We start from the raw sequence: 13,519 nt of genomic DNA, 5'->3' as shown, positions 1-13,519 counted from the left end.
ATCCAGACTCCCGTGTTGATGCTGAGCGCTCTCGGAGATGTCGATGAAAAAGTGCGAGGGCTGCGGGCTTGCGGCGACGACTACCTGACGAAGCCCTTCGACCCTGACGAACTCACCGCCCGGGTGGACATGCTCTTGCGCAGACGGTCGGATCAGTCACCGAAGGACGCAACGACGCTCGAGGTGGGTCCGCTCAAGATCGATCTCGTTTCGCGCAAGGTCACTCGTGACGAAAAAGAAATCACGCTGTTGCCAACCGAATACCGCATCCTCGAATTCATGGTCAGGCTTTCGGGCCAGACAATTACCCGGACGATGTTGTTCGAAGCGGTCTGGGGTTACCACTTCGACCCGGGTACAAATCTGATCGATGTTCACATGGGGCGTCTGTGTCGCAAGATCGACCCGCCGGGCACGACGGCGCTCATCCAGACAGTGCGGGGATGCGGTTACATCCTGGCATAAACGGCCTTTCACGCAGCAGTGACCCGTTCGTCAAGCACATCGCCTTGCTACTACCGCCGCACCTGATGGCGGCGTGATCTGATCGAGCGAATAACGGCTACGTGAATCGTATCCAGGGCCGGAAAGTGGCCTAAGCGCCCAACAGGTCTTCGATCCGAACCGGAAGATTACGCACGCGTACGCCCGTCGCATGATAAACAGCGTTCACAATCGCTGGCGCAATACCCGCGATTCCAATCTCTCCGACACCGCGCGCACCGAGCGGATTTAATGCGAGATCCGGATAGTCGAGGAACGTGACGTCAATCTTCGGTGCGTCGGCATGCGTGGTCATGACATAGTCGGCGAGGCTGCGGTTGATCGGGGCACCGGAACGGCTGTCGTAGTTCGTCTGTTCGAATAGTGCCATGCCGACCCCCATCACTACGGCTCCTTCGATCTGGTTGCGGGCCGTACGGGTATTGATGATCTTGCCCCCATCGATCACGCTCACCACGCGACTGACTCGCAACCGCGCTGTTTCAGGCTGCCATGTAACCTCGACAAAATGCGCGCAGTACGAGTGGACTGACACGCGCTTCGCGCCAGGATCGTCCTGATTGGGTCCGGATCGCCCCCTTCCCACTACCGTGTTGATTCCTGCCGGCCCTAGAATCCGCTCGAAGGGCACCCCTGCTCCCGGCGAGGTTCCTCGGCGATACACCATCCCTTGCTCAAAACCAAGTACATCCACCTTCTGCCCGTTGAAGGGAGAGTTACCTGCTTCGGCTGCGGTGAGCAAAAGGTGCTGGACCGCCGCCTGCGCCGCTTGCGCCACGGCCGGAATCAGCGACGCCGTAGCCCTCGATCCCCCGGACATCGGGCCGGGAGGCAAGCGTGTGTCACCGATCACGACTGAAATCCGGTCGAGCGCGATCCCGGTCACATTGGCCACCATCTGAGCGAGTACAGTGTACGTTCCCGTGCCAATGTCCTGAGTAGCTGTCAACACGCGCGCCGTTGCATCGGCGTTCAGTTCAACAATAGCCTCCGCTGCGGATCGTTGTGCCTGCCACGATCCCGCTGCCACTCCCCAGCCGATCACCAGACCGTCACGATGCATCGACCCGACCGGCGTCTTGCGTGCTGCCCAGCCAAATTGCTCCGCGCCGCGCGTCAGGCACTCCTTGAGGTGCCGGGAGGAAAAGGGCACATTCAGGCTTTCGTCGATTGCTGGCTCATTGATAAGGCGTAACTGGACAGGGTCGATATTGAGCTTGATGGCGAGTTCGTCAACGGCGGATTCGAGTGCAAACAAGCCAGGGACGGCGCCCGGGCCGCGCATTGATGTGCTGGGTGCGATGTCCCGGCGCGCAGGGGCTGCCGTCACTTGCAGGTTCGGCGAGCTGTAGAGATAGCCCGTCGCCTCGCCGCAATTCTCTTTGCGTGTGTCCAGGCGGGCTGTTTGATAGATGAAGTGCTGCTGCAGCGATGTCAAACGTCCATCGCGTGTTGCCGACAAGCGTATGCGCTGCTCCGTGCCCGGACGGTGGCCCACGTTCTGGAACATCATCTCGCGGGTCAGTACCAGCTTGACGGGCCGCCTCAGACTGCGGGCCGCCGCGGCGGCGAGAAGCGAGTGGGACCACGGAAAGAGCTTGCCGCCGAATCCAGATCCTAGATACTTCATGATCACGCGCACCTGGTTTTCCGGCACGCCGAGCATCTGCGCCATCATCTGCCGCTGGTTGACAATCGACTGCGTCGTTTCGTAGAGCGTGTAGTTCGTGCCATCGAATACGGCCACCGTCGCATGCAGTTCGATCGGGTTGTGCGTTTCGATCGGCGTCGTGTAGGCGTGGTCCAGCTTCAGCGCATCGGATGCGGCTGCGAATGCCGCCTCTGCGTCGCCGCGCTGCGTGTCGACGGACGGCGTCCCCTCTGCCGACATCTGGATCGTTACATCGGGCCGGCTCTGCGCATACCGCGCCTTCACTGCACTGGACGCGGCGGTTGCCTGCTCGAACGTATCGGCCACTACGACTGCAATGTACTGGCCGTAGTACGAGATGATGTCGTCGTCGAGCGGCGGGCGTCTTTCGTCAATTCTGGGTCCGAAGCCGATGCGATAGAACTTTCCGATGTTCTCGCGTGTGAAGACAGCCCGGACTCCTGGCATCTTCGAGGCAGCGGCCGTCTCCAGTTGATCGATGCGCCCCTTGGCGATCGTCGCGCAAACCGGTACGGCGTAAAGCATCCCTGGAAAGTTGAAATCCGACGTGTATGTCGCCGCACCGCTGACCTTGACCGGTCCATCAATTCGGGTGAAGTCGCCGCCAATGATCGGCTGCGTTTTATTACTAGCTAATTGCACGTTCTCTCCGCGTCACGACCATTGGGTCAAGCAGTCTGTGTAGCCGACTTGAGGGTTTGCTGGATGCAGCGTTTAGCAAGTTCGACCTTGAAGCCGTTCTGGCTCTGCGGGCACGCTGACTGGAGCGCGGGCTCGGCCGCCGCCCGCAGCGCCGCGGGCTCGGCGTCATGTTGGCTCGCGCCTGGTTTCCGGGACTCTTCGTCCATGAAGCGAATTCTCCGCTGAATTATGGGTCGGGGCACCGTGCATCGCGTTGTGTGCCGTGTCCGACTGACCGCTCTTTTTTAACATCAGCGATATAAAACCGGACCGACGCCAAGATTAAACTTTTGAAATTTCCGAAGTCTCAGCGGTGGTTCGGATGCAGTGGATGCCTCGCTTAGCGGATGAATACTCGAGATCAGATTATTTTGTGTGAATGCTCTCGGCCGACGCCCGCATGATTGCTGTCGACGAATGACGAATACCGCCGTCCTGCAGCCAATAACCAAGGCCCATGAAGACTGCGCCACCGACAAGATTGCCCAACGTCACGAAGATTTCATTGTGGATGGCGCCGGCGAGCGTAACGTCGGCCGGGTGCTCGCCGATGAGTGCGAGTGCGAATACAAACATGTTCGCGACGCTGTGCTCGAACCCGCTCGCAACGAAAGCAAACACCGGCCAGAAAATGAGGCCAAGCTTTGCGCCGTCATTATTCGTCCGGCCTCCCATCCAGATTGCGAGGCATACGAGCCAATTGCACAGCAGGCCCTTCGCAAACAGTGGAACGGCCGGCGTGGTCATCTTCACCACTACGGTCTTAAAGAAAATCTCTGACCCGTCGGTCAGCAACACGCCGCCACCGGCGGCGTGAAGAATAGCAGCGAGCACTACGGCGCCGATCAGGTTTCCGATCCAGCACACGATCCATACCAGCACCATGCCCCCGATGCCGGTCTCGCCCCGAAATACCGCAAGGGGCATATACATCGCTGTACCCGTGAACAGATCCGAACCAGCGAATATGACGATGGTCAGCGCACAGGCAAATACCGCGCCCATGATTAGATGAACATAAGCCGGATCGACATGCGCGCCGACCGAAAACATCAGTATGTCGCCGAACCCGATATAGGCACCGGCCATTGCTGCGCCAATCAAAAACGCAAGCGGCGAGCGGACGATAGCTGACACTTTATGGGCGCCGACCTCCGCGAATTTATCGATGCTATCTGCGTACATGACTTCTCCTGGTTATATGAGACGGGCGGCGCCTTTGGCAAGCTTGATGTCCGAAGCGTGCATGCCGCTTCGACTCGCTATGCAAGCGCCTGATGGATCAAGCTGGCATTCAGCAAGACGATGACAACAGTTGTGAAGGCGGCCGCGCCTACGGTCATCTTGCCGGCCGCGTAGTTGCCCATCACGGCGCGGCGGGACGACAGCACGACGAGCGCGATCAGTGGCAACGGCAGAATGAAACTCAGCGCCACCTGGCTCATGATCATCGCGTCAACGACATTGAAATGCAGGCCGATGACGAACGCGGGGATCATCGTGACGACGCGGCGTACCCATACCGAAATCCTCACGTTCACGAAGCCTTGTATGACCACCTGGCCGGCCATGGTGCCGACGACGGAGCTGGATATCCCAGACGCTATGAGCGAGATCAGGAACACGGTGGCGGCCCCTATGCCGAGCAGCGGGACCAGTGCGTGGTAGGCGACGCTGATGTCCGAGATTCCGGGCTCCGATTTACTGAATACGGATGCGAACATCATGACCATGGCGAGATTCACGAAGCCAGCGATCCCGAGTGCGACGAGCACCTCCCGGTTCGAAAGCGCCAGCAACCGGCGCCGTTCATCGTCATTACGCCGGCGTGCGGTTTTGCGTGAGACCCGAGTGCAGATAGAGTGTGTGCGGCATGATGGTCGCGCCAATAATCCCGACGGCCAGCGTGACGGCAGTTGTGCCATGCAGGCTTGGCAGCACGCTGCCCGTCAGCGCCGCATGCCAATCGGGCGGTGCGATCGCGAGCTCGCAGACGAAGCTGAGCCCGATCGCGGCGACAAGCAACGCAATCAAAATCTCGATCGGCCGGAAACCGCCCTTATCGAGCAACAGGATCGCGGACGTGACCACGCCGGTGACGACGAGGCCGAATAAAATCGATACGTGAAAGAGAAGCGAGACGCCCAGTGCGCCGCCCAGGAATTCGGCGATGTCGGTTGCCATTGCGGCGACCTCCGATGCACACCACATGCCGATCGCAACGGGCGTTGGAAATTGCTCGCGGCAAAGCTCGGCGAGGTTGCTGCCAGTGACGATGCCGAGCTTTGCAGACATCGCCTGAAACAGCATCGCGGCCATGCTGGCGAGCATGACGACCCATAGCAGTTCATAGCCGCACGTTGAACCCGCCTGGATGTTGGTGGCGAAGTTGCCCGGATCCATGTACGCGACCGATGCAATCATTGCCGGACCCACGAACGGGAGGAAGGCACTCAAGCCCTTGCGCTGTCCGCTCAGCGCCTCGCGCGCGGCGACCTCCGTCCGATGGGTTGCGCCAGGCATCGGTGCTGCGTTCGCCTGACGCAGCTTGAACAGCGTGAGCATCGTAAGTACCTTGTCTATCTCTATGAATCCAACTGAGCGCGCACCGCACGAAGCAACAGCTCGCTCACTCGCTCGCTTATGCGGCCGGCCGGCTCACGTTTGACGGCGGATCCGCTCGCCGTTAAACACGCTTTTCACCAAGGACTTCTGCGCCGGGACGCTCAGACCGGCACGACATCGGGCCGGGTCTTGGGGAACATCGCGAGAACTTCCGGGGTGATGTTCAGATGCTCCATCACCATTCGCGGCGGCGTATGCGTCAGCCAGTCGGAGAGCGAAACTTCGGCATAGTGATCGGCCTTGAAGATCTCGAGGAACACGAGATCGGTGTTGCCGACGTTCTGGACGTAGTGGCCGAGGCTCTTCTTTACATAGCCGATGTCGCCCGCGCGGAAATCGTTCGTGAGTGCTCGCGGACCCGTATCGAACACGGTCATTCGGGCCTCGCCCTTTATGTAGTACTGCCATTCGTCGGCATTGGGGTGCCAGTGGAGCTCGCGCATGCCGCCGGGCTTGACGGTGACAAGCGCAGCCGCGACCGTCGTAGAGGCCTTGAAGTTCCGGCTGTCGGCGATCTGCACCATGCCGCCAGCGGTCTTGCGCACCGGCGTCAGGCTGCTCATGGGGAAGACGAACGGGTGCGTGGGGGCGCCGAGCGGCGAAGTCACCGCGCGCTGGGCGTCAGCGAGTGGGCCGGGATCGCCACCCTGGAAAATCCAGAGGTTGTCGACCGGGATGTTCTTGAACGATTCGGCAGGTACACCGAAGTTCTGAGCTAGAACCTCCGGTGGCGTGTGCGCGATCCAGTCGGTGACGAGGAGGGTGTTGAATTCGGATGACTTGCCATTGTCGAAGGCGAGCAGAAATTCGGCGCCATCTGGACCGATGCCCTGCAGCGAATGCGGCAGCCCCGGCGGGAAATACCAGAGGTCGCCTGTCTTCACCTCGGCCACCTGAGGACGGCCGAGCTCGTCGAGTACCGTCACGCGGCATCCACCGTCGAGCATGACTGCCCACTCGGCTTGCTGGTGCCAGTGCATTTCGCGAATGCCGTATTTCGAGAGACGCATATTCACGCCGGAAATATCGGTGGAAATTGCAAAATCATCCTGTGTAACCTCGCGTGCCCAACCGCCATTCTGAATTCGTTTGGGCGCGTTATTAAAAGAGGCCCAGAATTCAGCCATTCCGCCCACGTCCGTGGCAGGCGGGTTTTGCGTCGACGGAAACTGGCTGGCAAGCGCCGGGTTCTGTGGCCCTGGATCGGTCAGGCTCGACGGGCTCCTGGCATTGATTGCGCCCTGGGCCGGGTGATCCGGGTTCCCGAACGAGGCGGCCTTTGCCGTGGCAGTGACCCCGATTGCTGCTGCGGAAGCGGCGGCGCCGATCAGTATTTTGCGTCGAGACAGGTCAGTCATGTTTCATTTCCTTTCGTCATCCTAATTAATTTAATACTGCTTACAATTATTTCATGTACGAAAGAAAACGTACGGTTTCAAGACGGGATCTGAACGATGAAGTGCTCGATGTAAATCAGCACCTCCTGGGGAGGATAGTAATTCGGCGGTGCCGCTTAAATAGTAAAATGATCGTTAAACATTCTTCATAAACCGGCAAAGATCGACCTCGCGAGCCTCAAGGCGCGGATCAGCGTCGAAGAAATATTTGATGGCAAATAATGATTAAACCGGGATGTCGCTGAACGTGTTCACGTTCAGGAAGACAGGTATGTTTAGCAAGCTGAATGGAATTGCATCGCAATGCTTGTCGCGGTGCGATTCACGCAGGGTGATAGGAGAACGCGTATGCCAATCGCCTGCGGCGACGGAACACGTTCAATCGTGGGGTAGGGCCTCGAGTACCGCCACGTCGAGCTGGCCGCCTGACGATCATTTAGCGGCTGTCGATCAATGGTGGACCGGGATGACCTTGCCGCGGAACAGGTGGTACTGGAACGGAGTTGCACCGAGGTCGTGAGCCACTTCTTCGAGCGCTATCGGCACGTTCTCGAAAGCCGTGCGGGCTGCAGTAGTGAAGTACGCGAGGCCGCCGTAGACCTGGGCAAGGACGAAAGAGCCGGCGTTGTTGCTGAGCGGAATGCCGACTTCTGCTAGAAATCGGCCCACCGTCCCATAGGGTCCATACGCAGTAGGGCTCATTCACCTCGAGTACAGTTCGATGCATTTCGGCAGAGATTCTCAATAGTCTGTTTTGCTAACTGTCCGCAGCCAGCGTGAGCAATTAAACAGAAGAATCTAGGATGTCCGGCTTTCGTTCGAAGCGGGCTCAATTCATGGGCAATCTTCAGGCCGCCGCCAGCTTTTGCCCAAGATGAAATCCGTCCTTCATTGCCTTGTGCTCGTCGATCAACCGATAGACTGTCGCGCCCGGCATCGTCTCCGATTCGAGCAGTTCCTCGGCTATCGCGCGCAGCACCGGCTCGTTGTCGTGCAGCAGCGCGTAGCATGCTTCATTCAAGTCCTTCAGCAGAATGTTCGCGTGCCCGATTGAGGTTTTCATCTGCAAACCGGCGTACTGCGCCGGCAATGCCGCAAGGCTGAACAGATTGCCATCCGCGTTGAAGCCGAACTTCGACACCATATCAAGGCCGATCCGCGACGCTTCCTGCAAGTCCTGCGCGGCACCGCTCGATGCTTCCGAGAACATCAACAATTCCGCATTCCGTCCGCCTAGCAGCACCTGAATCTCGTTGCGTATTTCGGTCTCCAGGTACAGGTGCTTGTCCTGCGTCTTCGTGATCAGCGCGGCGCCCAATGCGCCGCCACGCGGCAGAATCGTGACCTCTTCAAGCACGCCAGTGCCGAGCAATGCGGCGACGAGTCCGTGGCCCGCTTCGTGAACCGCGATCCGCTTGCGTTCGTCGTCGTTGAGCGCGCGTTCAGCGCCGCTTACGTCGCCTATGCGCGCAATCTTGATCACCTCGACGAAATGTTTCGACGCCACCTCGTCAGCGCCCACTTTGTGCGCGACTAGTCCAGCCTGATTGACGATCATCGCGAGCGTGGCCGGCGAAAGCCCCGTCGTCAAACGCGCCAGTTGATTGAAGTCGATGTCATCGGATTTCGATGTCAGCTTCGCGGCGTAGAAACTAAATATCTTCGTGCGGTCTTCGAGATCGGGCAGACGAACCTGCACGGTGCGATCGAAACGACCCGGACGGCGCAACGCTTCGTCGAGATTGTCTGGATGATTGGTCGCCGCAACGATGATCACGCCTTCGTTCGACGCAAAACCATCCATTTCCGCAAGCAACTGATTGATGATCCGGTTGCTCTCCGCTTCAACAGGACCGCCGCCCGTGTCCGTGCGTTTCGCGAGGCCGTCGGCTTCGTCGATGAAAATCACGGTCGGCGCATTCTTGCGCGCGAGCTCGAAAAGCCGCTTGACCTTCTGAATGCCGACGCCGTAGTACTTCGCGCTGAAATAGCTGCCGGTAATCGAAATGAAGTTTGCGCCGCATTCGCCTGCGAGCGCCTGCGCGAGACGCGTCTTGCCGACGCCCGGGCCGCCGACCATCAAGATTCCGCAAGGCGCGCGCACACCCATTTTGGTGAACGGCTTAGGGTTGGTCAGATAGGTCTGAATGTCGGAGAGCGCGGCCTTTGCTTCTCCCGCGCCGATCACGTCGTCGAAGCAAAGCGCCGGTGCACGCTCGAGCAGCTTCGCGCCGGCCGTCATTTCACGGCGCATGAACCAGATCAAGCCACCGATCAGCAACAGCGGCAGCATCGGACCAAGCACATCGTGCATCTTCTCGAATGCATCGATCCAGCATGACATGCCCATGCGAATGTTCGCATCCGGCAGCCACGCGAGCTGATACGGCGCGCGCGCGTCGTGCTTTATTTCGCCAAGCAGCAGTGCACTGGAGAAAGTCGCGTTGCGGTCGGTAACGAAGTACTTCACGCCATCGCGTGTCGACACTAGAATCGCATTCGGGCTCACGCCGATCGCCGTCACGTCCTGCTCGCGAATATCGCGCAGCAGTTCAGAAGCGTCTTTCTCCTGATGCGTCCACGCCGATGCATCGATGCGCATCTGGTTTGCGACTCCGCCAAGCGCCGGCGAAAGTTGTGCGTGTTGCTCGTGGCGCCAGAGCAGAAACATGACGAGTCCCGCGAAGGCCGTGGCGGTCACCGCGAGCGTCGTGTAGCGCCCGTATCGGGACCAAAGCGAATTCTTTGCCGGTTTCATCAATTGATTCCTAAAGAGGAAGCTGCGTTCAGTATGCGATCTACACATTGCGTCACACCGTCAGCGACATTACCGTTTTGTTATCCGACACGCTGATCCGATGGGCGCGTTTGTTCCGGAACAGGACCATTCCATGAACGAATTGGATTGCTCCTGCTTCGGAATGGATGTCTTATACCTGCGTATCACCGGCTGACAGGTACCGGCTCCCGGAACATAGCCGCAAGTACTGGCGCTGTCGACTATACAAAGGTATCCGGGCTCTACACTCACGGAGGACTGCGGTGACCATTCGTACAATGGTTTTCTTTGGATCGCCCGCATATCTTGTTTCCTTGGACGGTACGATCGTTTTGTGAGGCGCGACCTGTCAGACGTTCTACGTAACTGGATTTTTATCGGTTGCAACGTACATCAGCGCGACAGACCATACAGTGATGGAACTCAGAGGCAGGAGTACTGATGAAATTCTCATCGTGGCACATAAGGAAGATCATGATGGTGAAGATTAGATACCCCCGCTTCACCGCCATCGAGTTGTGGGTCCTGACCATCTCCATCATAGTCGCAGCCGGAATGCAGATATCAGTGTAGCGGCTGTGATCGGTCAAATGATCCTGCGTTGGTTCCGCGTGGACGATTGGCGCTCCCATGGCCTCGCCGCGGGCGTGGCGGGCAGCGGGGTCGCGGCCTCCCAGATCGCACCGCTCAGCGGTATTGCCGCCGCCTTCGCGGCGATCGGCATCGGGATGAACGGCATCGTTACCGCGTGCATCGTTCCGCTGCTCGCCATGCTTTGGCCTAAGTAAAGTTGCGTTCCGCCCGAGCCGTCACGCCAAGCACAGCGTCGGCGGATTCTGTTCGAGGGGCAGAGCGGCCCGTAGTTGTGCTGAAGCCCTTGTAATGAGGTCGGACCGAAGGGTAGCGTTATTCGGTTAAGGAAGGTCCCGTCAAGCGAATGAATGGACCTACGCTTGCCCTCGTTCATGCCAATCATCTATCTCGGTTCGCGCGCGATACTCAAGCGCACTGAGTGCCATCAATGGGTCGATCTTCGCCCTTGGAATGACCCTTTCAAGGGCCGAGGGCCTGCCTTTACTCTTATCCCTGTCGGTACGTTCAATCACTGCATGGCTTACCCACTGGACGCCGAGCTCATCCGCCACAGCATCCGCGGTCACACAGAAACCACGATGTTCGAAAGTCACAAACCCTCCAGACCTGAGGATAAATTAAGGATTCGATACGACTATACGACTAGTCTGCGAGAAGCCTAACGTGAGAACTCCACTGTCTGCATCGACGAGCCGGATTCGATTACACGCAGCCGACTTCTGTGCAAAACGGGCACTTCGCTGAAAGGGCGCAGGGCGCACCGCCCGAAGCTGGAGCGCTCGCCGCCACTCCCTCCAGATGAGCGTGAACGACATATTGTGTTCGACCGCTTAGATAAGCCGTTTCGCGCGAACACGAGATTATGGATGGGCGATTGCGTGACAGGGTGTTTCATTGCGAATTTGTAACGTGCTGGTCAGATTTGCGTCAACTACCACCGAGTATCGTCAAGGCGCGTTTCGTCATTGCATCACGACCAGCCCGTGCGCGAGATTACCGAACCGGTTTATCACGAGCCCGGCGATGCGGGGGACTGCTCGAAGTACCACTAGCCTCGAGTAGATCGACATAGCTCCGGATCAGCGCGAGCGTACTTTGTGCAGAAGTACGGCGCGTGATTTGTCCACACGTACAACCAATATCGCCGCGTTCAAGGAGCCGTGAAATGACTATATCGAGAGTACTGACTATCGAAGATGACCAACTTATTGCGAATGAAATCATTTATGAACTGGAAGAACACGGATTTTCGGTCGACTGGGTGGACAACGGCTCCGAAGGGCTGGCACGGGCGATGACCGACGAATACGATGCGATCACGCTGGACCGGATGTTGCCCGGCATAGATGGGCTCAGCCTTCTGGCGACGATACACAGTGTCGGCATTCAGACGCCAGTATTGATATTGAGCGCGCTAGGCGATGTAGACGAGCGCGTGCGCGGCTTGCGCGCCGGCGGCGATGACTACCTGGCGAAACCCTTCATCCCCGAAGAGCTGATAGCGCGGCTCGAAGTATTGCTGCGCCGACGCCGGGCACTGACCGTTCAACAGGAGACAATGTTGTGCGTCGGACCGCTCGAACTGGACTTGCTCTCCCGCAAGGCCAAGCGTGACGGCGAAGAAATCGTGCTGCTACCGACTGAATATCGCGTGCTCGAATTGATGGTACGGAACGTGGGACAGACTATTACGCGCACGATGCTGTTCGAGAGCGTGTGGGGCTATCACTTCGATCCCGGGACCAATCTTGTCGACGTCCATATGAGCCGGTTGCGCAAAAAAATCGATCCGCCAGGGGTGAAACCCATGATCCAGACTGTGCGCGGCTCGGGCTATATCCTCAAGTAATCCAAGGCCTTGAACTATTCCCCGCCATCGACCAAAAGCGCCCAGTTGGGTCGCAGCTGGAATACGACGACGTTTCGAATGCTGTCAGTCTACGCCGTCATCTTTTCGGTCTCGGTGATGCTACTGATTGGCTACATGGGGTATGCGGTGACGGGCCAGATGGAGCGCAAAGCCGACGTCGTGATCCAGTGGCAGCTCGTCTATTTCGGCTCATTACCCGACAATAAGCTCGCCGACATTCTGCAACGCCGGATTGAACACGAACGTATGCACATCAACTACTACGGTCTGTTCACCGCGGATGGTGCGCATATAGCAGGAGACGTGCTGATGCTTCCACCTGGATTGTCCGTCGAGCGCCGTGGCATGACACTTGAACATACGCTGTCAGTTGCCGGCGTTAAACAGGCGCCGGTGGTGCGCGCGATGGCGGTGCGGCGCGGGGACGGTACGATACTGGTCGTCGCTCACGATCTCACGCACATTCTTGCGATCCGCCAGGACGTCATCAATGCACTGATCGGCGGCGGGATGTTTTGCCTCTTGGCCGGTCTCGCAGTCGGTCTTGCATTCGGCATGCTGCAGATGCGCCGTGTGAAGGCGATCCGTCGCGTGACGGTGCAGATTGCTCAAGGTGACCTCAACCAGCGTCTGCCGACCGGTGGCCACGACGAACTGGACCTGTTGTCGAATCTGGTCAATCACATGCTCGATGAAATCGAGCGCCTGATGACCGAGGTAAAGGGCACATGCGACGGCATCGCGCACGATCTGCTTACGCCGCTCGGCCACGTCCGTACGTTGCTTGTCCAGGTCGCGGAGCGCGCGGACACACTCAACGATGAACAGTTGCCGAACCTGGTTGCCCGCGCGCGATCCAATACGGATAAGTTGCTGGAACGGTTCCGCGCGATGCTGCGCATCTCGGAGATCGGCGCGCTACAGCGGCGCGGCGGTTTTGCCGAGGTGCAATTGGCGACACTCGTCTCGGAAGTCAGCGAACTCTACGAACCGCTTGCGGATTGTAAGGCAATCAAGTTGCGGGTGAAGATAGAACCCGTTGGCGCGATTCACGCCGACCGAGCGCTGCTGTTCGAGGCGTTCAGCAATCTGGTTGATAACGCGATCAAGTTCGCGCCGACATGCGGAACGGTGTGCATAACACTCGCGCGGACGTCGTTCGGTCCACAGGTCGATATCGTCGACAACGGACCGGGTATTCCGTCCAGCGAACGCCAGGCGGTGCTGAAACGATTCTATCGGAGCGAGCAGACGCGCCATATCGCGGGTTCGGGTCTCGGTCTTAGCATGGTCTCAGCGGTGATCCAGGTCCACAACTTCACCATGAAGATCGGCAATGCAGAGCCTGGCACTCGCGTGACCATAGAGTGCTGGTCGTGAACGCTCGATTGAACCGC

At 58.6% G+C, this 13,519-nt stretch carries 11 protein-coding genes and 1 pseudogene; 5 read left to right on the top strand and 7 right to left on the bottom strand.

The genetic code is table 11. The annotated features are described in order from the left end of the window. The coding region (locus JWR14_RS07140) for a response regulator transcription factor (protein WP_299703673.1) at positions 1–465 on the top strand (465 nt) is incomplete at its 5' end. A 130-nt stretch (positions 466–595) separates the two neighbouring features. Here the strand turns inward: JWR14_RS07140 and JWR14_RS07135 are convergent. The 7 genes and pseudogenes from JWR14_RS07135 to JWR14_RS07105 all read right to left on the bottom strand — a co-directional run bounded on the left by JWR14_RS07135 (position 596) and on the right by JWR14_RS07105 (position 9,637). Further along, a complete protein-coding gene (locus tag JWR14_RS07135; RefSeq protein WP_299703672.1) occupies positions 596–2,818 on the bottom strand; it encodes a xanthine dehydrogenase family protein molybdopterin-binding subunit in 2,223 nt (740 codons plus the stop codon). A gap of 26 nt (positions 2,819–2,844) precedes the next feature. Continuing rightward, positions 2,845–3,024, bottom strand: a complete 180-nt coding sequence (locus tag JWR14_RS07130) for a hypothetical protein (protein ID WP_299703670.1) — start codon at positions 3,022–3,024, stop codon at positions 2,845–2,847. Positions 3,025–3,223: 199 nt separating this feature from the next. Beyond that, on the bottom strand, positions 3,224–4,042 hold the full coding sequence (locus tag JWR14_RS07125) for a formate/nitrite transporter family protein (RefSeq protein ID WP_299703668.1): 819 nt from the start codon (positions 4,040–4,042) through the stop codon (positions 3,224–3,226). Positions 4,043–4,119: 77 nt separating this feature from the next. Further along, positions 4,120–5,380 (bottom strand): annotated as a pseudogene (locus JWR14_RS07120) (Nramp family divalent metal transporter). 203 nt (positions 5,381–5,583) lie between these two features. Continuing rightward, positions 5,584–6,840, bottom strand: a complete 1,257-nt coding sequence (locus tag JWR14_RS07115; protein WP_299703666.1) for an oxalate decarboxylase family bicupin — start codon at positions 6,838–6,840, stop codon at positions 5,584–5,586. 489 nt (positions 6,841–7,329) lie between these two features. After that, on the bottom strand, positions 7,330–7,581 hold the full coding sequence (locus JWR14_RS07110; protein WP_299703664.1) for a hypothetical protein: 252 nt from the start codon (positions 7,579–7,581) through the stop codon (positions 7,330–7,332). A gap of 145 nt (positions 7,582–7,726) precedes the next feature. Next, positions 7,727–9,637: an AAA family ATPase gene (locus JWR14_RS07105; protein WP_299703662.1), complete on the bottom strand. Its 1,911-nt coding sequence runs from the start codon at positions 9,635–9,637 to the stop codon at positions 7,727–7,729. 462 nt (positions 9,638–10,099) lie between these two features. Here JWR14_RS07105 and JWR14_RS07100 point away from each other — a divergent pair, with 462 nt between their 5' ends. From JWR14_RS07100 to JWR14_RS07085, 4 genes are all read left to right on the top strand, one after another. Continuing rightward, positions 10,100–10,231, top strand: a complete 132-nt coding sequence (locus tag JWR14_RS07100) for a hypothetical protein (RefSeq protein ID WP_299703660.1) — start codon at positions 10,100–10,102, stop codon at positions 10,229–10,231. Then, positions 10,177–10,446, top strand: coding sequence for an LrgB family protein (locus JWR14_RS07095; RefSeq protein WP_366144510.1), 270 nt, complete (start codon positions 10,177–10,179; stop codon positions 10,444–10,446). The genes JWR14_RS07100 and JWR14_RS07095 overlap by 55 nt, the downstream gene beginning before the upstream one ends. A gap of 971 nt (positions 10,447–11,417) precedes the next feature. Then, positions 11,418–12,101 (top strand): response regulator transcription factor, encoded by a 684-nt coding sequence (locus JWR14_RS07090; RefSeq protein ID WP_299703655.1) that lies wholly within the window; start codon positions 11,418–11,420, stop codon positions 12,099–12,101. Between the two features lie 78 nt (positions 12,102–12,179). Further along, positions 12,180–13,502, top strand: a complete 1,323-nt coding sequence (locus JWR14_RS07085; RefSeq protein WP_299703652.1) for a HAMP domain-containing sensor histidine kinase — start codon at positions 12,180–12,182, stop codon at positions 13,500–13,502. The last annotated feature ends 17 nt before the right edge of the window (positions 13,503–13,519 follow it).

It is taken from the genome of Caballeronia sp. (assembly GCF_028292365.1).
GTDB lineage: Bacteria > Pseudomonadota > Gammaproteobacteria > Burkholderiales > Burkholderiaceae > Caballeronia.
The sequence above is the reverse complement of the archived record's forward strand: the minus strand, read 5'-3'. Positions and strand labels throughout refer to the sequence as shown.

Bases quoted from the DNA above. Each gene is read 5' to 3' on its own strand.
- JWR14_RS07105 (WP_299703662.1), bottom strand. From the start codon at position 9,637: ATGAAACCGGCAAAGAATTCGCTTTGGTCCCGATACGGGCGCTACACG.
- JWR14_RS07090 (WP_299703655.1), top strand. From the start codon at position 11,418: ATGACTATATCGAGAGTACTGACTATCGAAGATGACCAACTTATTGCG.
- JWR14_RS07110 (WP_299703664.1), bottom strand. From the start codon at position 7,581: ATGAGCCCTACTGCGTATGGACCCTATGGGACGGTGGGCCGATTTCTA.
- JWR14_RS07130 (WP_299703670.1), bottom strand. From the start codon at position 3,024: ATGGACGAAGAGTCCCGGAAACCAGGCGCGAGCCAACATGACGCCGAG.
- JWR14_RS07085 (WP_299703652.1), top strand. From the start codon at position 12,180: ATGCTGTCAGTCTACGCCGTCATCTTTTCGGTCTCGGTGATGCTACTG.
- JWR14_RS07100 (WP_299703660.1), top strand. From the start codon at position 10,100: ATGAAATTCTCATCGTGGCACATAAGGAAGATCATGATGGTGAAGATT.
- JWR14_RS07115 (WP_299703666.1), bottom strand. From the start codon at position 6,840: ATGACTGACCTGTCTCGACGCAAAATACTGATCGGCGCCGCCGCTTCC.
- JWR14_RS07125 (WP_299703668.1), bottom strand. From the start codon at position 4,042: ATGTACGCAGATAGCATCGATAAATTCGCGGAGGTCGGCGCCCATAAA.